This is a genomic window from Xenorhabdus khoisanae (assembly GCF_001037465.1).
GTDB lineage: Bacteria > Pseudomonadota > Gammaproteobacteria > Enterobacterales > Enterobacteriaceae > Xenorhabdus > Xenorhabdus khoisanae.
This window is the reverse complement of record NZ_LFCV01000058.1, coordinates 1-22715: the sequence shown is the minus strand read 5'-3', so window position 1 is coordinate 22715 and position 22715 is coordinate 1. Positions and strand designations below refer to the sequence as shown.

Sequence of the window (22715 nt, the reverse complement as noted above, 5' to 3'; positions counted from 1 at the left end):
ACAAAATTATTAGATTTTATTTAGGTATCTAGTTTTGTTTGTTGGCGTTTGTTAGAATCCGGCGATTATTGCGGGCAGATAAAAAGATCGCGATAAGGGAGAGATAATGAAGCAAACTTTTAAACAAATGTTTAAAGTCGTATTGGGCTTTCTGATGGTATGGGCAGTAGCTGCTCATGCAGAAGTTCGCATTGAAATTACACAGGGTGTTGATTCTGCCCGTCCTATTGGGGTTGTCCCATTTAAATGGACTGGTGCAGGGGAAGCGCCGGAAGCGATTAGTTCAATTATTGCTGCGGATCTGAGAAACAGTGGAAAATTTAATCCCATTGATCCTACTCGTATGCCGCAACAACCGACAACCGCATCAGAGGTAACGCCTGCGGCATGGTCTGCGTTGGGAATCGATTCAGTAGTTGTTGGGCACATTCAACCAAGTGCTGATGGCAAGTTTCTTGTTTCGTACCAGCTTGTTGATACCGCTGGTGCACCGGGAACGGTATTGGCACAAGAACAATTTCCAATTGAACAAAAATGGCTGCGCTATGCAGCACACACAGTCAGTGACCAGGTGTTTGAAAAATTGACAGGCATTAAAGGTGCATTTCGTACCCGTATAGCTTATGTTGTCAAAAATACTGGGGCGGGCAAGTACCCGTATGAGCTGCGTGTTTCTGATTATGATGGTTATAATCAATTTACGGTACACCGTTCACCAGAACCCTTGATGTCACCAGCATGGTCACCGGATGCTTCCAAACTTGCTTATGTGACATTTGAAAGTGGTCGTTCTGCACTGGTGATTCAAACACTGGCAACAACTGCTGTACGCCAGATAGCCTCGTTCCCGCGTCATAACGGAGCGCCTGCATTTTCCCCGGATGGGACTAAACTTGCCTTTGCATTATCTAAAACAGGCAGTTTGAATCTTTATGTGATGGATTTAGCTTCTGGTCAAATCCGTCAGGTTACTGATGGCCGCAGTAATAATACTGAGCCAAGCTGGATGCCGGATAGCCAGACTCTGGTCTATACCTCTGATCAGGGTGGGCGTCCGCAAGTGTACAAAATCGATATTAATGGCGGTGCTCCACAACGCCTCACTTGGGAAGGATCACAGAACCAAGATGCAGATGTTAGCTCTGACGGTAGTTTTATCGTGATGGTTAGCTCGGCAAGTGGCAGTCAGCATATCGCCAAACAGGATCTGGCAACGGGATCTGTCCAAATTTTGACAGATACGTTTCTGGATGAAACGCCGAGTATCGCACCTAATGGCACTATGGTGATTTATAGCTCCACTCAAGGGTGGGGAACTATATTGCAGCTAGTTTCGACTGATGGGCGTTTCAAAGCGCGTCTTCCGGCTACCGATGGACAGGTCAAATTCCCTGCCTGGTCGCCGTATCTGTGATGCATAATAATATGTATGGCAAACTATAAAAGGATCAAAGAGATGCAACTGAACAAAGTGCTAAAAGGGCTGATGTTAGTTTTACCAATCATGGCCGTAGCAGCGTGTAATACTACCAAAAATGGCAATAATGATCAGTCTGGTGTAGGCACTGTTGATAATTCTTCTAAAGCAACAGGCCTGTCTGCTGAAGAATTAGCACGTCAGCAGATGCAAGAGCTGCAAAACAATAATATCGTATACTTCGGTTTCGATAAGTACGACATCAACAGCGAATTTGCTCAGATGCTGGATGCACATGCAGCATTCCTACGCACTAACCCATCTGTTAAAGTCACTATCGAAGGTCATGCGGACGAACGTGGTACTCCAGAGTACAACATCGCTCTGGGTGAGCGTCGTGCGAGTGCAGTGAAAATGTACCTGCAAGGCAAAGGCGTTTCTGCTGATCAACTCGCTATCGTTTCTTACGGTAAAGAAAAACCAGCTGTACTTGGCCATGACGAAGCAGCATACGCGAAAAACCGTCGTGCTGTAGTCGTATACTAAGAGTAATGCATGAACAGTAACTTCAGACGTTATGTGTTGGGTCTGTCGTTATTGGTTGGCGTAGCGGCTCCTTGGGCCGCTACTGCCCGAGCGCCAATCAGTAATGTAGGCTCAGGCTCCACCGATGAGCGCCTCTCCCAATTAGAGCGTATTTCTGACGCTCACAGTCAATTATTAACTCAGCTCCAGCAGCAACTTTCTGATTCTCAACGTGATATCGATACACTCCGTGGTCAGATTCAGGAAAACCAATATCAGTTAAATCAGGTCATTGAACGCCAGAAAGATCTTTATCTCCAGTTGGATAAGATTACTAATCCATCAGGTACGGAAGGTTCAAATTCAGAAAGTAATAACGCCACCTCTTCGACACAAACCGAGAATAAACAGTCTGCTGCGCCAGCGAGTACGGGAAGTGAGAAAGGGGATTATGATGCTGCTGCCTCTTTGGCGATTAACACTAAAGAGTATGATAAGGCGATTGCTGCATTCCAAAATTTCGTCAAAGCCTATCCTAAGTCCAAATATTCGTCGAATGCTAATTATTGGTTAGGGCAGTTGAATTACAACAAAGGTAAGAAAGACGACGCGGCGTATTATTTTGCTACTGTCGTGAAAGATTATCCTAAGTCACAAAAAAGCAGTGATTCCCTGTATAAAGTTGGTTTAATTATGCAGGAAAAAGGGCAGAAGGCTAAAGCGAAAGCGGTTTATCAGCAAGTTGTTAAGCAATATTCCGGTACTAATGCGGCTAAAATGGCTGAAAAAAAGCTTTCTGGGATGTAATAATTATCCCCGAAAGGTCACTTATCGGTCTTTTTGGGGATAATTGTCTGATTAGTAGGCACTCAAATAAGTTTTTTAAAATAAACGTTGCACCGCGCTGAGAAATCAGTAATATATGCCGCCGTTGGCAGGGATAACTGCCAAGCAGATTTAAATGGGTCGTTAGCTCAGTCGGTAGAGCAGTTGACTTTTAATCAATTGGTCGCAGGTTCGAATCCTGCACGACCCACCATTTAAATCCTCAAACCAAGCATTTCTTAGATGGGTCGTTAGCTCAGTCGGTAGAGCAGTTGACTTTTAATCAATTGGTCGCAGGTTCGAATCCTGCACGACCCACCATCTGAATAATAGTCTAAAATAAATTTCTTATAGCCAAAAAGTTTTATTATCTACCAATTAGTAGCTCGGCTAACTATCTTAATTTTAATATATCTCCCATCTTCTTTTCGTTCATAATCCTCTGCTTCTATTATCCCACTCGGTGAGATCTTACGTAATGCTACCGATTCTTGTTGCCTGTTTATAAACCCTTCCATATGTAGTAACGCGGTATTACTTGTATTAAAAGCGTACTGCATGGAAGGTGGTTAAGTGTTTGTTGAATCTTATTTATAAATCCGCTATCTTGTTTAGTATGCAAAACACCAAAAAGAAAAATAGCTAATTTATCTTGTAATTTGACGTTTGTTGTATAGATATACTAAACATAACTTATGGTAAGGATAAGAAAGCATGGATTTTTTCAACATTAATAACATATTAGTACACATCCCATTAGGAACAGGTGGTTATAACCTTTCATATATTGAAGCGATAGGTACGATAGCGGGCTTATTATGTATCTGGCTCGCTAGTCAGGAGAAAATCATCAATTATGTATTTGGGTTAATTAATGTTTCACTATTTGCTGTAATCTTCTTCCAAATTCAACTCTACGCCAGCCTCATCCTACAAATCTTTTTCTTCGCTGCTAATATCTACGGCTGGTATGCCTGGAGCCGGGTTAATGATCAAAAACAAGTAGAGCTTAAAATTCGTTGGCTTAAACCCAAACAGATGATCATGGTTGCTACAGCTTGTATACTGGCTATATTGATTATGACGTTCAATATCGATCAAATCTTTGGCTATATGGCAAAAATTGTAGTTCTTGCCTTACAGGGCATAGGTTTCAGTATTATTATGCCTGACTTGCAGCCTGATGCTTTCCCATTCTGGGATTCAGTAATGACAGTATTATCGATAGTGGCAATGATACTGATGACCCGTAAGCATGTGGAAAACTGGCTGATATGGGTAATTATCAATGTCATCAGCGTGGTGATTTATTATCATCAAGGCGTTTTGGCGATGTCGTTGCAATATATTATTTTGACGGGTATTGCATTGAATGGCGCACATCTATGGATTAAGGCAGCTAAACATGACGGATAGTTGCTTAAATAAAATTTAAATTAGCCCTAATAACAGGTCATAGGTAATCAATCTGCTTATGGCCTGTTATTTGGTTTTTTACCATAAATTATTCCCTTCTAATTAGTTCAATTATCTGAGTTAACATTATTTTTACATTAAATAACTGTTTCTACAGAAACAGTATCCTCTTTTTACTCACAAAGATTATTTACAGCACCACGCCTAACAGTTAGATTGAGATCACAAAATTATTTCAGATAACTGTAAACACATTAGGTGAAAGGACAATGAACTACCAGAATGACGATATAAGAATAAGAAAAATAACGGAATTACTACCACCAGTTGCATTACTCGAAAAATTTCCTGCGACAGAAGATAGTGCTGTTACTGTTCGTAAGGCACGTGAATCTATTCATAATATTTTAATTGGTGAAGATGATCGTCTATTGGTAGTGATTGGCCCATGTTCAATTCATGATCCACAAGCCGCTTTAGAATATGCAAATCGCTTGAATAAATTGCGTGAAGAGCTTAAAGCTGATTTGGAAATCGTTATGCGGGTTTACTTTGAAAAGCCTCGTACAACCATCGGCTGGAAAGGATTGATTAATGATCCGAACATGGATTGTAGCTTTGATATTAATGATGGATTACGTATGGCCCGTAAACTGCTGCTCAGTATTAATGATATGGGGTTGCCAGCGGCGGGTGAATTTCTTGATATGATTACACCTCAGTACTTGGCAGATCTCATGAGCTGGGGCGCGATAGGTGCACGTACAACAGAATCTCAGGTTCATCGTGAGTTAGCATCTGGGCTTTCTTGCCCGGTTGGTTTTAAAAATGGCACGGACGGTACAATTAAAGTCGCTATTGATGCCATTAATTCCGCTGGTTCATCGCATTGTTTCTTATCTGTCACGAAATGGGGACACTCTGCGATTGTCAATACAACAGGTAACCACGATTGCCATATTATTCTCCGCGGTGGTAAAGAGCCGAATTACAGTGCCAAACATGTCAGTGCTGTTAAGGAAGGATTGGCGAAAGCAGGGCTGCCTCCTCGTGTGATGATTGATTTCAGTCATGCAAATAGCGCCAAGCAATTCAAGAGACAAATGGATGTGGGAGCAGATGTGTGTGGTCAAATCGCAGATGGCGAAAATGCGATTATTGGCGTGATGGTTGAAAGTCATCTGGTCGAGGGGAACCAAGATTTGGATAGCGGCGAGCCTTTGGTTTATGGTCAAAGTGTGACAGATGCATGCATTGGTTGGGAAGATACGGAAACGTTACTTCGCCAGCTATCTCAGGCTATTCAGAGCCGCAGAAGCTAATTCATCACGAAAAAATATCATAAAAAAGCCGGAGATTATTCCGGCTTTCCACTAAATTTTTTAACACTATTTTTCAACATTATTTGCTTAGTGCTGTCTTTGCTTGAATCTTAGAAGATTACTTCGCTTTACCTTGGTTTGCTACAGCCGCAGCTTTTGCTGCGATTTCGTCAGCATTGCCCAGATAATAGTGCTTGATAGGTTTCATGTTTTCATCAAATTCATAAACCAGTGGCACAGCAGTTGGAATATTCAGCTCAAGAATTTCTTCTTCGCCCATATTATCCAAGTATTTCACCAGCGCACGCAAAGAGTTACCGTGAGCAGCAATGATGACTTTTTCACCTTTCTCTACGCGAGGTTTGATCACTTCTTCCCAATAAGGAACAACACGCTCAATGGTGGTTGCCAGGCTTTCTGTAACTGGGAGTTCTTCTGGTTTCAAATTTGCATAGCGAGGATCATGGCCAGGGTAACGTTCGTCATCTTTGGTCAAATCAGGAGGAGTGATAGCAAAACCACGACGCCACAATTTAACTTGATCATCACCATATTTAGCAGCCGTTTCTGCTTTATCCAGACCTTGCAATGCGCCATAGTGACGTTCATTCAGTTTCCAGCTTTTTTCAACTGGCAGCCATTGCTGATCGACTTGGTCCAAAATATTCCACAGAGTGTGAATGGCACGTTTTAAAACAGAAGTGTAGGCAAAATCAAAAGCGAAACCTTCTTGTTTCAACAATTGACCTGCTTGTTGTGCTTCAGAGCGGCCTTTGTCAGACAATTCAACGTCAGTCCAGCCAGTAAAACGGTTCTCTTTGTTCCACTCGCTCTCTCCGTGCCTTACAAGAACCAGTTTAGTTACAGCCATAGCTTAAACTCCTATCAGTACTTTTTAATACGAAATGAAATTGAAATGATCGCTGCGGGCATTATATGGCGCGAAAGACCAAAACGGCAAACAATAGTCTCGTAACTCCTGTTTTAAATCATATTTGGTGATAGTAACGACAGCGACTTATTTGTTTAGGAGAGGAAAAGAATGTTTGATCTGAGTTGTTTTGAGTAAAATTGCTTTGAGCAAAATTGTTTTGATCAGAATTGCATCCCTGTAATGGGGATGACAATTCAGATCAAGTAAAATTCAGCTTAGTGTATGACCACTGCTTTTATCGGATAGGTGAAAAACAACAGATGCATCAGATTGAGTGAAAAATGGAAAGCAACAGCTACCCATAAACGACCACTCCACATCCATGCTACGCCATAAATTAATCCAGCCAATGTCGCGAAAATCATCATCAAGCCGCCACCCGCAAAGTGAGCTGCACCAAAAAGCAGGGAGGTGATAATCAGCGCTAAATAAGGACTCATCCACTGGCTCAATTTTTGTTGAATATAGCCACGGAACAGTGCTTCTTCAGCAAGAGAAACAAAGAAAAGGTTAGCAAGAACAAAAGCAGGAAACCAGCTGGGTAGATGGAGTTCAACGGACAATCCACCTAACACGGTTGCAAGCCACAATAATGCCGGAATAGCTGCAATTAATAACGCCCATCCATGTGAGGGCGCATTAACCACAGGTTTCCGGGTAAACAACGTGGGCAAGCAGAATAATAGGATGAATGGTAGCAGTGCCTTGTCAAAGTTGAAGTACATCGAGAAAGGTGCACTTAGCGGGCCTGCCTGTACTTTGTCCAGATACTTGAGGTTATGGAAACCCGGAAGGTAATGTATAAACAGCAAAATACCAGAGATGACTAATACCATCTCTATAACAGTGCTAAGAACAAAATGTTTTTTGCAGTAAATGTGTGCTACACCCAAGATGGTAATCACTGTTAGTGTGATTATAGCGGGGTAGGTAATCACGTTAGTGCTGATTCCAGCAATGATAGCCAAGAACGCGATGAAAAAAGCAATTTTCTGGCGACTATTCAAAAGCGCCAATGAAACGGCAAGTAATGCCCAAGCCATATAATTCCCTATTATCTTTGAAAAAAACAATGCAATAGTCTAAAAATAGGCGGTGATTTTATAGCAATCGTTAAAAAATTCAAAAATAATAATAAAAATATCAAAAAATAGTATTTGATTTTACAAAATCATTGGTCGGCGGGATAACACCGGAGCCTTCTCTCACAGAGAAGGCTCACGGTATAAGAAAAGAAAGGGACTACAGAGCTTCTTGGAAAATATTGTCGGTTTCATATCGGTAAATATCACCATCAGGAATAAACCTAAGACGATGAGTAATGCATTCTGGCGCATCTTCCTGATGATGAGAAACAAACAAAAGCTGCGTATCCCCATTGGCGATCATGATATCAATGAAGCGCAAAACCAGTTGACGGTTTAGGGGATCAAGCCCTTGTAATGGCTCATCCAGAATCAGTAAGGCAGGGTGTTTCACTAAAGCGCGGGCAATTAAAACGAGCCGCTGTTGCCCCCATGACAGGCTGTGGAATGGGCTGGTTGCTGTTTCCCCAGATAATCCCAGTAAATCCAGCCATTCATCAGCCAGTTGTTGTTGCCGATCTGAAACTGCCTGATATAGCCCTATCGAGTCAAAAAAACCAGAAAGGATGACATTTCTGACACTGATGCTGACGCGGTACTCTAAATGGATACTGTTACTGACATAACCAATGTGGCGTTTAATGTCCCAAATGGTTTCACCACTTCCTCGTTGCCGACCAAATAATATTAACTCATTACTATAACCTTGAGGGTGATCACCTGTAATCAAACTGAGTAGGGTCGATTTGCCGGCACCATTTTCACCAATGACCTGCCAGTGCTCATTAGGATTCACTTGCCAGTTCAGGTCGTGCAAAATGGGTTTGTCATTATACTGGACAATAACATTACGCATTGAAACTAATGGTTGATCGGTTGGAAGTTGCTCATCCGCACGGTATTCATCTGTTTCGGGAAGATGAATATTTTTCAGCTCTTCACTGTGTGCTAACTGGGCTATAAGAGATTCTGCCAAAATACTTTGTTTTTCTCCGGCTAAAGTCAGGTGACAGTCTGCCAATACACCGATTTGTTCGACAAAATCAGGGATTTCATGGAATCGGGTTAAGATCAAAACTAAAGTAATGCCTTTTGCTACCAGTGATTCCAATAATTGGGAAAGTTGACCTCGTGCATAAGCATCCAACCCGTCAAAGGGTTCATCAAGGATCAATAAATCAGGATCAGCCATCAATGCCTGACAAAGCAAAACTTTGCGGACTTCCCCGGTTGAGAGGTATTTGAAACGTCGCGAGAGCAGATCTTTAATACCGAAATACTTGGTCAATTCAAGGCATAACTCATTGTCTTTATGATAAAGCTGAATGATATCTGCGGCAGTGCGCCCAGTATCTTCCTCGCCTTCACTGAGTAAATCAGTATTGTTTCGTTGCCACTCTTCGTCGATGAGTTTTTGCAATTGTTCGAAAGAGAGGCGTACTGGTGTATGAAATGAGCAATAACGTTCACCTGCCAGTTGAATTAATTCATCTGACAGAGCGCGCGCCAATGAAGATTTTCCACTGCCATTTGCGCCAACAAAGGCCCAATTTTCCCCAGAAATAATTTTCAGTGACGGTAGCCGCAGAGTACGGGTGTCACTTAAACGGAAACTACCTTGCGTTATTTGCAATTCAGACATTCTTCTTCCTTATTTAAGCAACATCAACTAAAGGATAATCAGAAATAAGCGTAATGATGGTCAATGTCAATGTGTAGTTGTCTGTTAATAGTTAAGGGGTAATGATTTTTGAAATCTATTGTGAGGCTCTGTTGAATATTGTCTTGCTGAAGAGAAAAAGAATTGAAATTCCCCTGACAGGCGGTTTATCAGGGGAGATAAGGGATTAACAAGTAGTCAGCACAGAGTTGCAATAATCACTTTATCAGCATTGAAAAGTGCGGTGACAAGATCATTTGGTTGAAGTTTCAGGCGTTCCATTTCCTGATCAGGCAATGTAACACAAAGAGATTCACCGCCATTGAGCGTCAGAATAACTTCACTGTGTTCTGTTCCTGTTTCAATGTGGCTGATTTGGCTGGGTAGGGCATTATCGTATGAAACGGAGGAGAGAGGCTCTTTAGTTAAGGTTATCCACGGAGCTTTAATCAACACCAGAACTTCTTTTCCTGTCACTAAATTTAATCGATTTGCGCTCTGTTCCGTTAAAGCAGCATAGATTGATGTTTTTCCATCTTCCAGCAGGACTCGGACGTGTTGTTGGATATTTTCATGGTTGCGCTCAAGAATTTTGCCAAAAAATTGGTTTCGGGCACTGGTTTGTAATGAAAATCGAGAAATGGCGGCAAGCAGACTATCTAAGGGCAGCGAATCCTCTTTAAGGACATCAAATGCTTTTTGTTGAATTTTTGCCAGCAGATCATAAAGTTGTAATAGACGTTCGCCATAGTGTGTAAGTATGGCTCCACCCCCCCCTTTCCCGCCTGTGGCACGTTCTACCAATACTTCATCTGCGAGTTGATTCATTTCATTGATGGCATCCCAAGCACTTTTATAACTTATTCCCGCTTGCTTTGCGCCCTGACTGATAGAACCGGTGATTTTAATCTGTTTAAGCAGCTCGATTCGTCGTGGATCAGCAAACAGGCGTTGCTGCAATTTCAGTGTTAACAATATTTCGGCTTGCATAGTGATTCATTTCGGGCAAATATTTGAGAGTTTTTATAGGATAACGATAAGAATCGCACGTTTCGTCGGTTACTGTTACTTTTTTATTGTCTAGAATGACTGGATAGTGGTCATTTATGATATGAGGTTTGTATGCTTGAATTGATTAAAAGTATGGGACTCGCACTGGTCATGATTCCTGTTGTGACGGTAGTAATTATGGGATTGATCTATGGGCTGGGGGAATTGTTTAACCTCATTTCCAAAAGCGAAAAGAAAGGTATTGAACAGTAATTTTGCGTTAATTACCGTATTTCTACTATCTGGTTTTTCCCATAGATTTGTATATTCTGGGTTCAGGCCGCTGACAAACCCCGTTTAAAATAACAGGGTTTGTTTTTTTAATTACGGCATAAGATCCATTTGACGCGTTTCTTTCCCCCACCCAATCACCACCGCCACAGCCACCAGATAGCCTACCATCAGCGATCCAGGGATACCGACATCCAGAGCATCAAACTCCAGCCTAAGCCAGCAATTGTCAGTAACCGTTGTTTAGTTATGCCTTTTTCAGTAAATGCACCCTGTTGCGGGTACACGTTAGCAATTATGATATTTTGCATTAAATTAATGCAAAAGCTAAAACTGGCTCACAACTTGCCGATTAATACCAGAATAGCATTTTCATTTGACGTTATATCTTGTTATATACAACGCACCATATTGATTCTCTGAGTGAATATAAAATGAAAAAGAAAGTTTATCAGCTGCTGACTGGTGTCGTAGTTTCTTTTGCACTGGTTGGAAACGTTTGGGCAACAGATAAAGTGACAGTTTTTGCTGCCGCTTCATTGACTAACGCACTTGACGATATTGCTGCGCAATATAAGAAAGAAAAACAAGGAGATATTGTTGCTTCCTACGCTTCATCTTCAACATTGGCACGTCAGATAGAACAGGGAGCACCTGCCGATATCTTTATTTCTGCCGATCAACAATGGATGAATTACGTCTCTGGTAAACAATTAATTGCTGAGGATACCCGCCATACTTTGTTGGGTAATCAGCTTGTCTTGATTGCCCCTAAAGAGAGTAAGTTGGAAAAAATCGATATCAATAAGGAAACAAAATGGAAATCCTTGCTGGCAGGTGGTCGCTTAGCGGTCGGTGATCCTGATCATGTGCCTGTCGGTATATATGCCAAGGAATCACTGCAATATTTGAAAGCATGGGATATGGTGAACCCACTGATGGCTCGTACCAACAACGTGCGCAGTGGTATGGCGCTGGTGGAGCGGGCAGAAGCACCACTGGGTATTGTTTACGGATCTGATGCAGTTGCCAGCAAAAAAGTGAAAGTTGTGGGTGTATTTCCACCAGAAAGTCACAAACCGGTGGAATACCCGATCGTGATAATCAAAGGCCATGAAAAACAAGCTGTACGTGATTTTTATGACTACCTTAAAACCCCTGAAGCCGCTGAAATTTTTAAACGTTATGGCTTTAGTCCACTGTAGGAACTGATCTTTTGGAGATGTTAAGTGAATATGAATGGCAGGCTATTTTACTGAGCTTAAAAATCTCAGGTATTGCCGTGTTATTCAGTTTGCCATTCGGGATCTTTATGGCATGGATGTTGGCTCGTTGTCAGTTTTTTGGTAAGTCCCTGCTTGACAGCATTATCCATCTGCCACTGGTATTACCGCCAGTGGTGGTGGGATACGTGCTGCTCATCAGCATGGGGCGTCGTGGAGTGATTGGTGAATTCCTTTATGATTGGTTTGGCGTCAGTTTTGCATTTAACTGGACGGGAGCGGCACTAGCTTCGGCTGTGGTGGCTTTTCCGCTGATGGTCAGAGCTATTCGGTTGTCACTGGAGAGTATAGACAGGCGTCTGGAGCAAGCTGCTCGGACATTGGGGGCGAGTCCACTTAAAGTTTTTTTCACCATTACCTTGCCGTTGTCATTACCGGGCATCATTGTTGGTGCGGTGCTGGCATTTGCCCGTTCGTTGGGAGAATTTGGTGCGACCATCACTTTTGTTTCGAATATACCGGGGGAAACCCGAACCATTCCTCTTGCCATGTATACATTGATAGAAACGCCCGGTGCTGAAACAGCAGCAGCACGTTTATGTGTGGTGGCTATTGTATTGGCTCTGGTTTCATTGATGCTTTCCGAGTGGTTGACACGTTGGGGTAGAAAACGTCTGGGGGCTGCATGTTAGAACTGGATTTTGAGCAGCGTTTGGGTGAACTGCACATGCAGGTTGATACCACTTTGCCGACTGAAAGCATCACTGCCATATTTGGTCTTTCGGGAGCGGGAAAAACCTCATTGATTAATGTCATTGCGGGATTGACTCAACCACAAAAAGGCCGAATTGTCTTAAATGGTCGTACCTTAGTGGATACGGAGCAAAATATTTGTCTGCCGGCAGAAAAGCGCCGGATTGGGTATGTTTTTCAGGAGGCACGTTTGTTCCCTCACTATCGGGTGAAAGGCAACTTACAATATGGCATGGCACCGGAAATGAAACCACAGTTTGACAGCATCATTGACTTATTAGGCATTGAGCACTTGCTGTCACGTTTTCCTGCCACATTATCTGGCGGAGAAAAACAGCGGGTAGCGATTGGTCGTGCATTGCTGACTGCCCCTGAAATCTTGCTCATGGATGAACCATTAGCTTCACTGGATTTACCACGTAAGCGTGAATTATTACCTTATCTCGAAAAACTGTCCGAAGATGTCAGAATTCCGATCCTCTATGTCAGCCATAGTTTGGATGAAATTTTGCGTTTGGCGGATAACGTGATTGTCATGGATAAAGGAAAAGTCAGGGCGACGGGCACATTAGCAGATGTTTGGTCAAGTAGTGCATTGCGTCCGTGGCTACAAAAAGAGAGCCTGAGCAGCATACTGAAAGTGTCTGTGATGGAACATCATCAGCGTTATCAAATGACTGCCGTGGCAGCGGCTGATAAAGTCCTTTGGCTACCCCAAATTGATGCCGCTCCGGGAACTGATTTACACATTCGTATTGATGCGTCAGATATTTCCTTAGTTTTGGAACCACCAAAAGTAAGTAGCATTCGTAACACCTTGCAGGTAAAAGTCATCGAGTTTTTTGAAGACGGCGGGCAGGTTGATGTCAAATTGGCGTTGAGTGAGCATTTCTTGTGGGCGAGAATTACCTCTTGGGCGCAGGAAGAGCTTAACCTGCGCGCAGGGCAATGGTTGTATGCGCAGATAAAGAGTGTTTCGCTAAATCGTCACTTATAAAATATCCGGGGAGCGCAGTCGGGAATAATTCATGGCTGGTTCGCTCCCATTGTTCTCATTGCTCCCATTGATGCTAAGGGCAATTAAAGTACATATTTCCGAATGACTTCAGCGATGCCGGGTTGGGTATTATCCTGTGTGACAAGATCTGCCCGCTCTTTGACTGCATCAACGCCATTCCCCATGGCAACGCCAAGTCCGGCAGTTTCCAGCATACTAAGATCATTATAATTATCACCGAAAGCAACCACATCTTTCATACTCATGCCTTGGGATTCCACCCATTGCTGTAAACGCATTCCTTTACTGTTACCTTTTTTGGCAATATCAACTTGGTCAAACCATGACCACTCGCACTCAAGGCCCACGTTTTCTGCAATTTGTTCGCTGATCTCACGTAGTTTCACTAAATTTGAAGAGTTAGTGGCAAATTTCCAGATAAAATTAACATTCTGAATTGCATCCTGAAAACTACTGGCTTGCTGGAGATTGGGACGTTGATGTTCAGGCAAAGAGTCTGACCATGCAAGGGTTCGGGCTACAGTATGGGGAAATTGATATAAAATGGCATCATCAACATACATCAAATGCTCAATTTCCGTGCCTTGCAGATAAGAAAGAGCTTGAATGGTTTCTTGAGCAGAAAGGGGATTCGAAGCTAAGACTTTCTTTTCAGGGTAGTCATATGAATAAGCCCCATTACAGCAAATTGCAGGAGTATCGAGTTGTAGCGCTTGATAGAAAGGATGGATGGCGACATGATGGCGACCAGTAACAATTAAAACCTTGATACCAGATTGTCGGGCTTCATTCAGGGCGCTCAGTGATTCTGGCAGAATACGTTTTTGTGGATCGAGCAATGTTCCATCTAGATCCAGCGCGATAACGCGATATGACATGAGTTAGCCTCTTAGTTATCTATGGTGTAAGCAAATATTATACAGTAGCCAAAAATAGTTGAACTGTTATGTGAGCAGTTTAACAGACAAAAGTTTTCAAGAGTCATTACAGATCAATGAAATGGTAATGAAGCATTAAGGAGAGAAAATGAAACAGGTGGTTTATACAGCCAGCCCGAATAGCCGGCAAATTCACGTATGGTCGCTTAATACAGCAGGAGAACTTTCGCTTCTTCAGACAGTAAATGCACCCGGTGAAGTACAGCCGATGGTGGTTCATTCTGTTGGCAAACACTTATATGTGGGAATTCGCCCCCAATTCAGCATAGTAACTTATATCATCGGGGAAGATGGATGCCTTGAACAGCAGGCGATTGCCCCATTGCCGGGTAGCCCGACGCATATCTCAACCGACAGAGCAGGGCGTTTTTTATTTTCTGCTTCTTACAGTTTCAATAACTTAAGTGTTCATCCGATTGATGAAAACGGTATCGTCAAGGCTCCGATTCAAGTTGTAGAAGGTTTGCAAGCGCCGCATTCTGCTAATATTGATCGGGAAAATCGCCAACTACTGGTTCCATGCCTGAAAGAAGATCATATCCGTGTTTTCAATTTGGATAAGCAAGGTTACCTGACAGAAAGCAGGGCTGATAAAATCACCGCAGCAGCAGGCGCAGGCCCGCGTCATATGGCTTTCCATCCTGAAAAACAGGCGATTTATTGCATTAATGAGTTGGATTCAACCGTTGATGTTTTGCATAAATGGGAAAAATATCGCATTGTGCAATCGGTTGATTCACTGCCAACGGATTTTTCCAGTGTTCGTTGGTCGGCTGATATTCACATTACACCGGATGGCCGCCATCTCTATACCAGTGAACGTTCAGAGAGCCTGATCAGCCATTTCCTTGTATCAGAAGAGGGTTATCACCTGACATTGGCCGGACATTACCCAACAGAAACCCAACCGCGTGGTTTTGCCATTGATCACAGTGGTAATTTCCTCATTGCATCAGGACAAAAATCAGATCATATTTCAGTATCACGCATTGACAAATATTCGGGAGAACTCACTCAACTGGCGCGTTATCCGGTTGGCAAAGGCCCGATGTGGGTAACGGTATTAGCATTGTAAACCTGAGCCGCGCTATCTTGGGCGCGGCAAGTTTTTATTGCAATATTTATGAACGTAAGTTGTGATTAATTTCCCCCAGTCACACAATTAACTGTATGACTGGGGAGATATTCCTTTGCCTCAGTACTACAAATTAAGAGCTGAAAATTAAAAACTGAAGATCAAAGTCTATTTTTCATCAAATAGATGATTGATTCTAGGATGATGCATTAATACAGTTTTCACTTAAATCAAGTTAAAAGTCCCAACCCCTGATAAAACAATAGGGTATGTGATCAATATATGATTCTGAGCCATAGAGTACAAATCGCCTAAATAGATATTTCCGCTAAGTAGACGCAGGGCAATATTTCTTGGATAAATATAAAGTTGGAAGTTGAGTGGCACATTTACAATAGATTGAGTGTTTTTTACAACCCCACCAAGATGAATATTATTAAAATTTATCAGTGGCGTATTATATCCACCATAAATATAACCATTAAAATTCGTTCTTTTCCCTGTATTAGGATCTTGTCCAATTATAGCAGGATAAGATGATACTTGGATAAAGGGATAACTTCCATATTGATGGTAGGTATTAATATTAAAAAGCCCACTAATAAACTCTGTTTGTAATCGTACAGGAGAGGTTAAAGACTCTTCCTTAAGATTCTCTGCAAACAGATGGGCTAACTCAGGCTTTTCTTTCACCAGAGCTTCATAATGTGAAATTTCTTTCTCATAGCTATTTTTAGATTGTTCAAATATAACCTGCATTTCTTCGTTAGAAGGATTAATTAAATTTTCATTATTCATAATATGCTCCTGTTTTATTTCAATGAATGTAATTTCTAGATTGAATATATCAGAAAATTTATTTTTAGGTGGCCTAATGCACCGGAAGTTGGTAACTAATATTTGTCAGTGAGTGTTTTTAGAGGATGTAGTAACGTACTTTTATTTTTTATCAGAAAGGCGAGTTAAATTATCAAAGGGATTACTGAGCCGCGCTGTTTTGGCGCGGCTAATTGATATTACGCAAAAGTAAAAGAACCCGTGCCTGAAAATTCAATGGGCATAGGAGCTTGGAAGTTATGTTGATATATAGTAACTAAATCACCTAAATAAATATTCCATTCAAAAAGGCGCAAAATAACATTTTCTGGATTAATAAATAGTTGAAAATTTAGTGGGGCATTGATAATGGATTGAATGTTTTGCACGACTCCACCAAGGAAAAGATTTTCAAAATGAACTTCAGGCATATCATACCCACCCTGAATATACCCGTTGAAATTTACTCTTTGTCCATAGTTGGGAGCATTTCCGATTGTAGCAAAAGAAGATAATTGAATAAACGGATAATTTCCGCACTGTCGATATGTATTAATATTAAAATAACCACTAATATATTCTGACAGCCCATTGCCATAACCACATAGCGAAATCATTTTGGGGTGCATAGTAAATAGATGTGCTAATTCAGGTTTTTCTTTTGAAACACTTTCATAGTGAGATTGTTGATCTTTATATATTTTTTTAGATACTTCAAATGCCTTTTGCATGTCTTCCATGTCGGGGAGAGCTAATTCTTCTTTATTCATGGTTGATTCCTCTTTCCTTTTAAAATATTTTTGTTTCTTAAGTAAGTATTATGTAGAATAATTTCATGGAGAAAGTTATTTCCTTGAATATATCATGAAAATCCTGGGTAAGTGATATAAAGTACTTATTGGCTCATTATTAATGGTTATCAACCAAGTTTATCTTAATAACTTTTTAGTGTTCTAAGAGAACGCAATTATTTTTTGTTTACGAAACATTATTGTTTTCTATGTGGTCAATTGGGCGGTATCCACTCACCACAATCATATAAATTTTCTATGATCCCGAGGATTTGTTTTCTACCGCCGTTATGCAACTCAAAATCTATTGGGTATATATTTCGTTATTCAATAAACTGCTGTTACAGCCAATATTGGTTATTATCTTTAACTCACCGAATTGGTGATCGCATTTGTCAGCCTTGACAGTTGTTCCGGCTGAATAATATAAGGTGGCATTAAATAAATTAACCGGCCAAATGGCCTGATCCATACGCCATGTTGAACAAAATGGCGTTGTAGTGAAGCCACATCAACAGGGAGTTTCATTTCAACAACGCCGATAGCACCCAATATCCGCACATTTTCGACTGCACTATGTGATCTTAACGGAATTAATTCCGCTTTTAATTGAGTTTCAATGGACTGAATATGTTGTTGCCACGGGCTATCGGAGAGTAATTTGAGGTTGGCACTGGCGACAGCACATGCGAGTGGATTCCCCATAAAAGTTGGGCCATGCATAAAACAACCCGCTTCACCTTGACTAATAGTTTCAGCGACATGACGAGTTGTCAGTGTTGCTGATAATGTCATATATCCTCCCGTCAACGCCTTGCCTAAACATAAAATATCCGGCTCGATCTGTGCATGTTCACAGGCAAATAATTTACCTGTTCGTCCAAATCCAGTCGCTATCTCATCTGCAATCAGCAGGATCTGATATTCATCACAGAGCTGGCGAACTTGACGCAGATATTCCGGATGATAAATCCGCATTCCACCTGCCCCCTGAACAATTGGCTCCAGAACCACGGCGGCGATTTCATCATGATATTGCAACAATAATCGTTTAAAAGAATCGATATCTTCTGGCTGCCATTTATCACCGAACTGGCATTGAGGCGCATCAGCGAATAGATGGTTTGGCAGATAACCTTTATATAGGTTATGCATGGAATTATCGGGATCACAGACAGACATAGCACCAAAGGTATCGCCATGATAACCATGACGCAGTGTCAAAAAGCGCTGGCGTTTTTTCCCTTTGGCCTGCCAGTATTGCAAGGCCATTTTTAGGGCAACTTCGACAGCAACAGAGCCTGAATCAGCCAAAAAAACACATTCCAGAGAATCAGGCGTCATCGCCACTAATTGTTTACACAGTTCCACCGCAGGAGGATGGGTAATGCCGCCAAACATAACATGGGACATCTTATCGATCTGCGATTTTGCGGCCTCATTGAGTACAGGATGATTATAGCCGTGAATAGCTGCCCACCATGAAGACATACCATCAATGAGCTTGCGTCCATCTGATAAAACCAGTTCCACACCTGTCGCAGATACAACAGGATAGGTAGGAAGTGGATGGGTCATAGATGTATAGGGATGCCAAATATGGCGCAGGTCAAATTCAATATCTGAAGGATTCATAACAAATTACTTGTAAACCTGTGGTCGTTAGTTTTGGTTGACATGATAACGGCGTTATTTAAACTGGCAATATTTTTTCATATTGGAGATGTTATTGTGAGCGAGCGTCAACAATGGACTATCAAGCAGGCACAGGATTTGTTTGATAAACCTTTTTTTGAGTTGTTATTTCAGGCACAGCAAATACACCGCGAACATTTTGATCCACAACAGGTACAAGTCAGTACATTACTGTCAATAAAAACCGGCGCTTGTCCCGAAGATTGCAAATACTGTCCACAAAGTTCCCGCTATAAAACGGGTTTGGAAAAAGAGCGGTTGATGGAAGTGGAAAAAGTCATTGAATCCGCGCATAAAGCTAAAAATGCTGGCTCCACCCGCTTCTGTATGGGGGCTGCCTGGAAGAACCCGCATGAACGTGATATGCCGTATCTGGAAAAAATGGTTAAGGAAGTCAAAGCATTGGGAATGGAAACCTGCATGACTTTGGGAATGCTGAATCACTCTCAGGCACAGCGTTTGGCAGAGGCAGGTCTGGATTACTATAACCATAACTTAGACACCTCACCAGAGTTTTACGGCAATATCATCACGACCCGCAGTTATCAGGACAGGCTGGATACATTGGATAATGTCCGGGATGCAGGCATTAAAGTTTGCTCAGGCGGTATTGTAGGTCTGGGCGAACAGATACGTGACCGGGCCGCATTATTGGTACAACTGGCAAATTTACCGAAGCCACCGGAAAGTGTGCCTATCAATATGCTGGTAAAAGTGAAAGGCACGCCAATGGAAAACAACGAAGATGTCGATCCTTTTGACTTTATCCGTACCATTGCCATAGCGAGAATTATGATGCCGAAATCGCATGTCCGTTTATCCGCAGGACGTGAACAGATGAACGAGCAAACTCAGGCCATGTGCTTTATGGCGGGGGCCAATTCCATTTTCTACGGCTGTAAATTGCTGACCACGCCAAATCCAGATGAAGATAAAGATCTCCAGTTATTCCGCCGGTTGGGTATTAACCCTCAACAGACAAAGACGGCATTTGGTGACAATCAGCAGCAACAAAACTTGGCTGAAGCCATTTTTAATAGTGCTGATAACGAACAATTCTACAATGCGGCAATATGATGAACTGGTCAGATTCACTCTCCCGACGTTTGGCCGAACGCCGGGCTACCTCTTTATGGCGTGGCAGACAAGTCCATCTGGGTTCTGATGGACGCTTATTATCCACCCCAGATGGTCAATATCTTAATTTCTCCAGTAACGATTATCTTGGATTGAGCCGGCATCCTCAGATTATTGCTGCATGGCAGAAAGGCGCAGAGCAATATGGTGTGGGCAGTGGAGGCTCGGGGCATGTCACGGGTTACACAACAGCGCATTACACATTAGAACAGCAATTAGCCGAATGGTTGGGCTACTCTCGCGCCTTGCTGTTTATTTCTGGTTATGCCGCCAACCAAGGTGTGATTACGGCTTTGATGGAAAAAAATGATCGCATTATTGCTGATCGCCTCAGCCATGCCTCTTTGATGGAAGCGGCTATGCACTCGCCCGCACAGCTACGACGTTTTTTACATAATGATGTGAATTCGTTGAAACAGCATCTGGAAAAAAAGTGCACAGGTAAAACGCTGGTGGTAACGGAAGGCATTTTTAGCATGGATGGAGATTGCGCCCCGCTTGAGGCTATTGTTCAGCAAGCAAGTTCTGCAAAGAGTTGGCTGATGGTGGATGATGCCCACGGTATTGGTATTCAGGGAGAGGAAGGACGCGGCAGTTGCTGGGCGAAAAATGTCAAACCGGAAATTCTGGTCGTCACCTTTGGCAAAGCATTTGGACTGAGCGGCGCGGCAATCTTGTGTGATGAGCAAACCGCAGAGTACTTGCTCCAATACGCTCGACACCTGATTTACAGTACTTCAATGCCACCGGCGCAGGCAGTTGCTCTCTCTGAAACGGTACAACAAATCAGGGCCGGGGATGAACTGCGTCAAATGTTGCACAACAACATTCAATACTTTCGCCATGAAGCCCGGCACTTACCTCTTGCTCTGATGGATTCAGAAACAGCGATTCAGCCGCTAATTGTAGGCGATAACCAACGCTGTATCGAATTATCTCATTCGCTCAGACAGAAAAATGTGTGGGTTACGGCGATACTGCCTCCCACTGTTGCTCCGGAAAGTGCCCGCCTGCGTATTACACTGACGGCAAGTCATACCCAACAGGATATTGATGTATTACTAGAGGCATTGTATGGATCTGGCTGTTAAATCCGTTAATAAGCACGCCATTGCCGGTGCTTTTGGGCGTGCAGCTTCCAAGTATGACACAGTGGCTAAACTGCAACAGCAAACGGGTGAATACCTGATGACGCTGGCGCAGGCGGAAGATATCGGTATGCGGGTATTAGATGCGGGTTGCGGAACGGGTTTTTTCAGTGCCCGTTGGAAACAGCAAGGCAAACAAGTCATCGCGTTGGATTTGGCTTCCGGTATGTTGAACCATGCTCAGGAACAGCAAGTGGCTGATTACTATCTGCAAGGGGATATTGAACACTTGGGCTTGGCCGGCAACAGCGTAGATATCTGTTTCAGCAATCTGGCAGTACAGTGGTGCAATGATTTGTCATGTGCCTTGCAGGAGCTTTATCGTGTTACCTGTCCCGGTGGACTTATCGTATTTTCCACGCTCGTACAAGGTTCGCTGCATGAACTGGAAACAGCGTGGGAGCGGGTAGACGATTATCGGCACACTAATCAATTTTTGCCATTGAAAGCCATTACACAAGCATGTCAACCGTACCGACATAACGTTATTCAACGGCAATATCGTCAGCATTATTCACAGCTCCTGCCTTTACTGAATTCTTTGAAAGGAATCGGTGCAACGCATCTTCATCATGGACGTCAGCAGGGATTAATGACCAGAAAACGCCTAAATGCTCTTGATGAGGCATATCCACGGAATAATGGTAACTACCCATTAAGTTATCAAATTGCTTTTGGAGTCATTCATTGTGACAAGTAAATATTTTCTTACCGGAACTGATACTGAAGTAGGTAAAACAGTGGTTAGTTGCGCTTTACTGCAAGCGGCGAATAAAAAGGGATATCAAACAGCAGGCTATAAACCGGTCGCATCGGGGAGTGAAGTAACAACTGAAGGGATACGTAATGGTGATGCCTTGGCTTTACAGCGTAATAGTGTTGTGCCATTAACTTATCAGGAAGTGAATCCTTTGGTATTTGTGGAGCCTACATCGCCCCATATCGTAAGCGCCGAATTAAACCAACCCATTTATTTTTCAATATTATCAAAGGGATTGGAAGTATTGGCGGCAAAATCTGACTGGGTTTTAATTGAAGGGGCGGGGGGATGGTATACGCCATTATCGGAAAATACGACCTTTGCTGATTGGGTGATTCAGGAGAATTTACCCGTAATTTTGACTGTGGGTGTCAAGTTAGGCTGTATCAACCATGCAGTATTGACAGCAAAAGCAATTCAGCATTCAGGACTGAAATTGGCAGGTTGGGTTGCTAATGAAATCGAACCAGCGGGTAAACGCCAGTCAGCGTATTTGGAAACGCTGGAACGTATGATACCTGCACCTTTGTTGGGGGTTATTCCTCATCTGGGTGAATCAATTAATAATAATAACGCAGGTGAATACATAAACATTAATGCATTGGTTAACTAATTGTTTACTTTGCGTTAGTTAAAATCCTCGTCTGGAGAGAGGTTAAATTTAGTTTCTCTATATAAAAAATGCCTTATTTCAACAATGATTGCGCTATTTTTTGCTCAAAAATAGTGCAACTCAGTTTTAAAATAGAATAAAAATTTTCCATTATTGGAGAATTTTATAAACAAGGATAACTCCGCAACCTCCCATGCCCAATAGGGTTTGCTGAGTTATCCACTATTCCTGTGGATAACCCTGTGTATTAGTTTTAGACAAGTATGCCGACGCAAGATAATAC

The 22715-nt window shown here is 42.4% G+C and carries 23 protein-coding genes and 2 tRNA genes; 16 read left to right on the top strand and 9 right to left on the bottom strand.

Annotation, left to right across the window (positions count from 1 at the left end):
- Nucleotides 1-127 precede the first annotated feature (127 nt).
- The 7 genes from tolB (at nucleotide 128) to aroG (ending at nucleotide 5505) form a co-directional block, all read left to right on the top strand.
- Nucleotides 128-1414 (top strand): Tol-Pal system beta propeller repeat protein TolB, encoded by a 1287-nt coding sequence (gene tolB / locus AB204_RS09765; RefSeq protein ID WP_411354712.1) that lies wholly within the window; start codon nucleotides 128-130, stop codon nucleotides 1412-1414.
- Nucleotides 1415-1456: 42 nt separating this feature from the next.
- Nucleotides 1457-1963 (top strand): peptidoglycan-associated lipoprotein Pal, encoded by a 507-nt coding sequence (gene pal, locus AB204_RS09760; protein WP_047963190.1) that lies wholly within the window; start codon nucleotides 1457-1459, stop codon nucleotides 1961-1963.
- Nucleotides 1964-1972: 9 nt separating this feature from the next.
- Nucleotides 1973-2749, top strand: coding sequence for a cell division protein CpoB (gene cpoB / locus AB204_RS09755; RefSeq protein ID WP_047963189.1), 777 nt, complete (start codon nucleotides 1973-1975; stop codon nucleotides 2747-2749).
- Nucleotides 2750-2905: 156 nt separating this feature from the next.
- Nucleotides 2906-2981, top strand: a tRNA-Lys gene (locus AB204_RS09750).
- 31 nt (nucleotides 2982-3012) lie between these two features.
- A tRNA-Lys gene (locus tag AB204_RS09745) sits at nucleotides 3013-3088 on the top strand.
- Nucleotides 3089-3481: 393 nt separating this feature from the next.
- Nucleotides 3482-4183 (top strand): nicotinamide riboside transporter PnuC, encoded by a 702-nt coding sequence (gene pnuC / locus AB204_RS09740; RefSeq protein WP_047963188.1) that lies wholly within the window; start codon nucleotides 3482-3484, stop codon nucleotides 4181-4183.
- A gap of 269 nt (nucleotides 4184-4452) precedes the next feature.
- Nucleotides 4453-5505, top strand: coding sequence for a 3-deoxy-7-phosphoheptulonate synthase AroG (aroG, locus tag AB204_RS09735; protein WP_047963187.1), 1053 nt, complete (start codon nucleotides 4453-4455; stop codon nucleotides 5503-5505).
- Nucleotides 5506-5623: 118 nt separating this feature from the next.
- Here the strand turns inward: aroG and gpmA are convergent, their stop codons facing one another.
- From gpmA to modE, 4 genes are all read right to left on the bottom strand, one after another.
- On the bottom strand, nucleotides 5624-6376 hold the full coding sequence (gene gpmA, locus AB204_RS09730; protein WP_047963186.1) for a 2,3-diphosphoglycerate-dependent phosphoglycerate mutase: 753 nt from the start codon (nucleotides 6374-6376) through the stop codon (nucleotides 5624-5626).
- 278 nt (nucleotides 6377-6654) lie between these two features.
- Nucleotides 6655-7482, bottom strand: coding sequence for a CPBP family intramembrane glutamic endopeptidase (locus tag AB204_RS09725; RefSeq protein WP_047963185.1), 828 nt, complete (start codon nucleotides 7480-7482; stop codon nucleotides 6655-6657).
- A gap of 199 nt (nucleotides 7483-7681) precedes the next feature.
- A complete protein-coding gene (gene modF / locus AB204_RS09720; RefSeq protein WP_047963184.1) occupies nucleotides 7682-9166 on the bottom strand; it encodes a molybdate ABC transporter ATP-binding protein ModF in 1485 nt (494 codons plus the stop codon).
- 216 nt (nucleotides 9167-9382) lie between these two features.
- Nucleotides 9383-10174 (bottom strand): molybdenum-dependent transcriptional regulator, encoded by a 792-nt coding sequence (modE, locus tag AB204_RS09715; protein ID WP_047963183.1) that lies wholly within the window; start codon nucleotides 10172-10174, stop codon nucleotides 9383-9385.
- A 132-nt stretch (nucleotides 10175-10306) separates the two neighbouring features.
- On the opposite strand from modE, the gene AB204_RS21370 reads away from it, so the two are divergent.
- The gene (locus tag AB204_RS21370; protein WP_072061422.1) at nucleotides 10307-10447 is read left to right on the top strand and encodes an AcrZ family multidrug efflux pump-associated protein; all 141 of its coding nucleotides are present in this window, start codon (nucleotides 10307-10309) and stop codon (nucleotides 10445-10447) included.
- 188 nt (nucleotides 10448-10635) lie between these two features.
- On the opposite strand, the gene AB204_RS22740 is transcribed toward AB204_RS21370, so the two are convergent.
- The gene (locus AB204_RS22740; protein ID WP_161796554.1) at nucleotides 10636-10776 is read right to left on the bottom strand and encodes a hypothetical protein; all 141 of its coding nucleotides are present in this window, start codon (nucleotides 10774-10776) and stop codon (nucleotides 10636-10638) included.
- A 123-nt stretch (nucleotides 10777-10899) separates the two neighbouring features.
- On the opposite strand from AB204_RS22740, the gene modA reads away from it, so the two are divergent.
- Genes modA through modC form a run of 3 tightly spaced genes read left to right on the top strand, consistent with a single transcriptional unit; the run spans nucleotide 10900 to nucleotide 13438 of the window.
- Nucleotides 10900-11670 (top strand): molybdate ABC transporter substrate-binding protein, encoded by a 771-nt coding sequence (gene modA, locus AB204_RS09710; RefSeq protein WP_047963182.1) that lies wholly within the window; start codon nucleotides 10900-10902, stop codon nucleotides 11668-11670.
- A gap of 17 nt (nucleotides 11671-11687) precedes the next feature.
- Nucleotides 11688-12380, top strand: coding sequence for a molybdate ABC transporter permease subunit (modB, locus tag AB204_RS09705; protein ID WP_047963181.1), 693 nt, complete (start codon nucleotides 11688-11690; stop codon nucleotides 12378-12380).
- Nucleotides 12374-13438 carry a molybdenum ABC transporter ATP-binding protein ModC gene (gene modC / locus AB204_RS09700; protein WP_047963180.1) on the top strand — a complete coding sequence of 355 codons (1065 nt, stop codon included), beginning with the start codon at nucleotides 12374-12376 and terminating at the stop codon, nucleotides 13436-13438. Before modB ends, modC begins: the two co-directional genes overlap by 7 nt.
- An 83-nt stretch (nucleotides 13439-13521) precedes the next feature.
- Here modC and AB204_RS09695 read toward each other — a convergent pair whose 3' ends face one another.
- On the bottom strand, nucleotides 13522-14337 hold the full coding sequence (locus AB204_RS09695; protein ID WP_047963179.1) for a pyridoxal phosphatase: 816 nt from the start codon (nucleotides 14335-14337) through the stop codon (nucleotides 13522-13524).
- 148 nt (nucleotides 14338-14485) lie between these two features.
- Here AB204_RS09695 and pgl point away from each other — a divergent pair, with 148 nt between their 5' ends.
- Entirely contained in the window at nucleotides 14486-15472 is a 987-nt protein-coding gene (gene pgl, locus AB204_RS09690; protein ID WP_047963178.1) for a 6-phosphogluconolactonase, read from the top strand.
- 225 nt (nucleotides 15473-15697) lie between these two features.
- On the opposite strand, the gene AB204_RS09685 is transcribed toward pgl, so the two are convergent.
- The 3 genes from AB204_RS09685 to bioA form a co-directional block, all read right to left on the bottom strand.
- Entirely contained in the window at nucleotides 15698-16270 is a 573-nt protein-coding gene (locus AB204_RS09685) for a hypothetical protein (protein ID WP_047963177.1), read from the bottom strand.
- Nucleotides 16271-16488: 218 nt separating this feature from the next.
- Nucleotides 16489-17058, bottom strand: a complete 570-nt coding sequence (locus AB204_RS09680; RefSeq protein WP_047963176.1) for a hypothetical protein — start codon at nucleotides 17056-17058, stop codon at nucleotides 16489-16491.
- Between the two features lie 387 nt (nucleotides 17059-17445).
- Nucleotides 17446-18714 (bottom strand): adenosylmethionine--8-amino-7-oxononanoate transaminase, encoded by a 1269-nt coding sequence (bioA, locus tag AB204_RS09675; protein ID WP_047963175.1) that lies wholly within the window; start codon nucleotides 18712-18714, stop codon nucleotides 17446-17448.
- Nucleotides 18715-18810: 96 nt separating this feature from the next.
- Between bioA and bioB the strand changes: the two genes are divergently transcribed.
- Genes bioB through bioD form a run of 4 tightly spaced genes read left to right on the top strand, consistent with a single transcriptional unit; the run spans nucleotide 18811 to nucleotide 22432 of the window.
- Nucleotides 18811-19851 (top strand): biotin synthase BioB, encoded by a 1041-nt coding sequence (gene bioB, locus AB204_RS09670; RefSeq protein WP_047963209.1) that lies wholly within the window; start codon nucleotides 18811-18813, stop codon nucleotides 19849-19851.
- Complete coding sequence (gene bioF, locus AB204_RS09665; protein ID WP_047963208.1) at nucleotides 19851-21002, top strand: 8-amino-7-oxononanoate synthase; 1152 nt, start codon at nucleotides 19851-19853, stop codon at nucleotides 21000-21002. The genes bioB and bioF overlap by 1 nt, the downstream gene beginning before the upstream one ends.
- On the top strand, nucleotides 20986-21759 hold the full coding sequence (gene bioC / locus AB204_RS09660) for a malonyl-ACP O-methyltransferase BioC (RefSeq protein ID WP_047963174.1): 774 nt from the start codon (nucleotides 20986-20988) through the stop codon (nucleotides 21757-21759). Before bioF ends, bioC begins: the two co-directional genes overlap by 17 nt.
- Complete coding sequence (gene bioD / locus AB204_RS09655) at nucleotides 21749-22432, top strand: dethiobiotin synthase (RefSeq protein ID WP_047963173.1); 684 nt, start codon at nucleotides 21749-21751, stop codon at nucleotides 22430-22432. Before bioC ends, bioD begins: the two co-directional genes overlap by 11 nt.
- Nucleotides 22433-22715: the final 283 nt, after the last annotated feature.

Bases quoted from the DNA above. Each gene is read 5' to 3' on its own strand.
- modA (WP_047963182.1), top strand. From the start codon at position 10,900: ATGAAAAAGAAAGTTTATCAGCTGCTGACTGGTGTCGTAGTTTCTTTT.
- AB204_RS09680 (WP_047963176.1), bottom strand. From the start codon at position 17,058: ATGAATAAAGAAGAATTAGCTCTCCCCGACATGGAAGACATGCAAAAG.
- pgl (WP_047963178.1), top strand. From the start codon at position 14,486: ATGAAACAGGTGGTTTATACAGCCAGCCCGAATAGCCGGCAAATTCAC.
- aroG (WP_047963187.1), top strand. From the start codon at position 4,453: ATGAACTACCAGAATGACGATATAAGAATAAGAAAAATAACGGAATTA.
- modB (WP_047963181.1), top strand. From the start codon at position 11,688: ATGTTAAGTGAATATGAATGGCAGGCTATTTTACTGAGCTTAAAAATC.
- gpmA (WP_047963186.1), bottom strand. From the start codon at position 6,376: ATGGCTGTAACTAAACTGGTTCTTGTAAGGCACGGAGAGAGCGAGTGG.
- tolB (WP_411354712.1), top strand. From the start codon at position 128: ATGTTTAAAGTCGTATTGGGCTTTCTGATGGTATGGGCAGTAGCTGCT.
- cpoB (WP_047963189.1), top strand. From the start codon at position 1,973: ATGAACAGTAACTTCAGACGTTATGTGTTGGGTCTGTCGTTATTGGTT.
- AB204_RS09725 (WP_047963185.1), bottom strand. From the start codon at position 7,482: ATGGCTTGGGCATTACTTGCCGTTTCATTGGCGCTTTTGAATAGTCGC.
- pal (WP_047963190.1), top strand. From the start codon at position 1,457: ATGCAACTGAACAAAGTGCTAAAAGGGCTGATGTTAGTTTTACCAATC.
- AB204_RS21370 (WP_072061422.1), top strand. From the start codon at position 10,307: ATGCTTGAATTGATTAAAAGTATGGGACTCGCACTGGTCATGATTCCT.
- bioC (WP_047963174.1), top strand. From the start codon at position 20,986: ATGGATCTGGCTGTTAAATCCGTTAATAAGCACGCCATTGCCGGTGCT.
- modC (WP_047963180.1), top strand. From the start codon at position 12,374: ATGTTAGAACTGGATTTTGAGCAGCGTTTGGGTGAACTGCACATGCAG.
- AB204_RS09685 (WP_047963177.1), bottom strand. From the start codon at position 16,270: ATGAATAATGAAAATTTAATTAATCCTTCTAACGAAGAAATGCAGGTT.
- modF (WP_047963184.1), bottom strand. From the start codon at position 9,166: ATGTCTGAATTGCAAATAACGCAAGGTAGTTTCCGTTTAAGTGACACC.
- pnuC (WP_047963188.1), top strand. From the start codon at position 3,482: ATGGATTTTTTCAACATTAATAACATATTAGTACACATCCCATTAGGA.
- modE (WP_047963183.1), bottom strand. From the start codon at position 10,174: ATGCAAGCCGAAATATTGTTAACACTGAAATTGCAGCAACGCCTGTTT.
- bioF (WP_047963208.1), top strand. From the start codon at position 19,851: ATGAACTGGTCAGATTCACTCTCCCGACGTTTGGCCGAACGCCGGGCT.
- bioA (WP_047963175.1), bottom strand. From the start codon at position 18,714: ATGAATCCTTCAGATATTGAATTTGACCTGCGCCATATTTGGCATCCC.
- AB204_RS22740 (WP_161796554.1), bottom strand. From the start codon at position 10,776: ATGCAAAATATCATAATTGCTAACGTGTACCCGCAACAGGGTGCATTT.
- AB204_RS09695 (WP_047963179.1), bottom strand. From the start codon at position 14,337: ATGTCATATCGCGTTATCGCGCTGGATCTAGATGGAACATTGCTCGAT.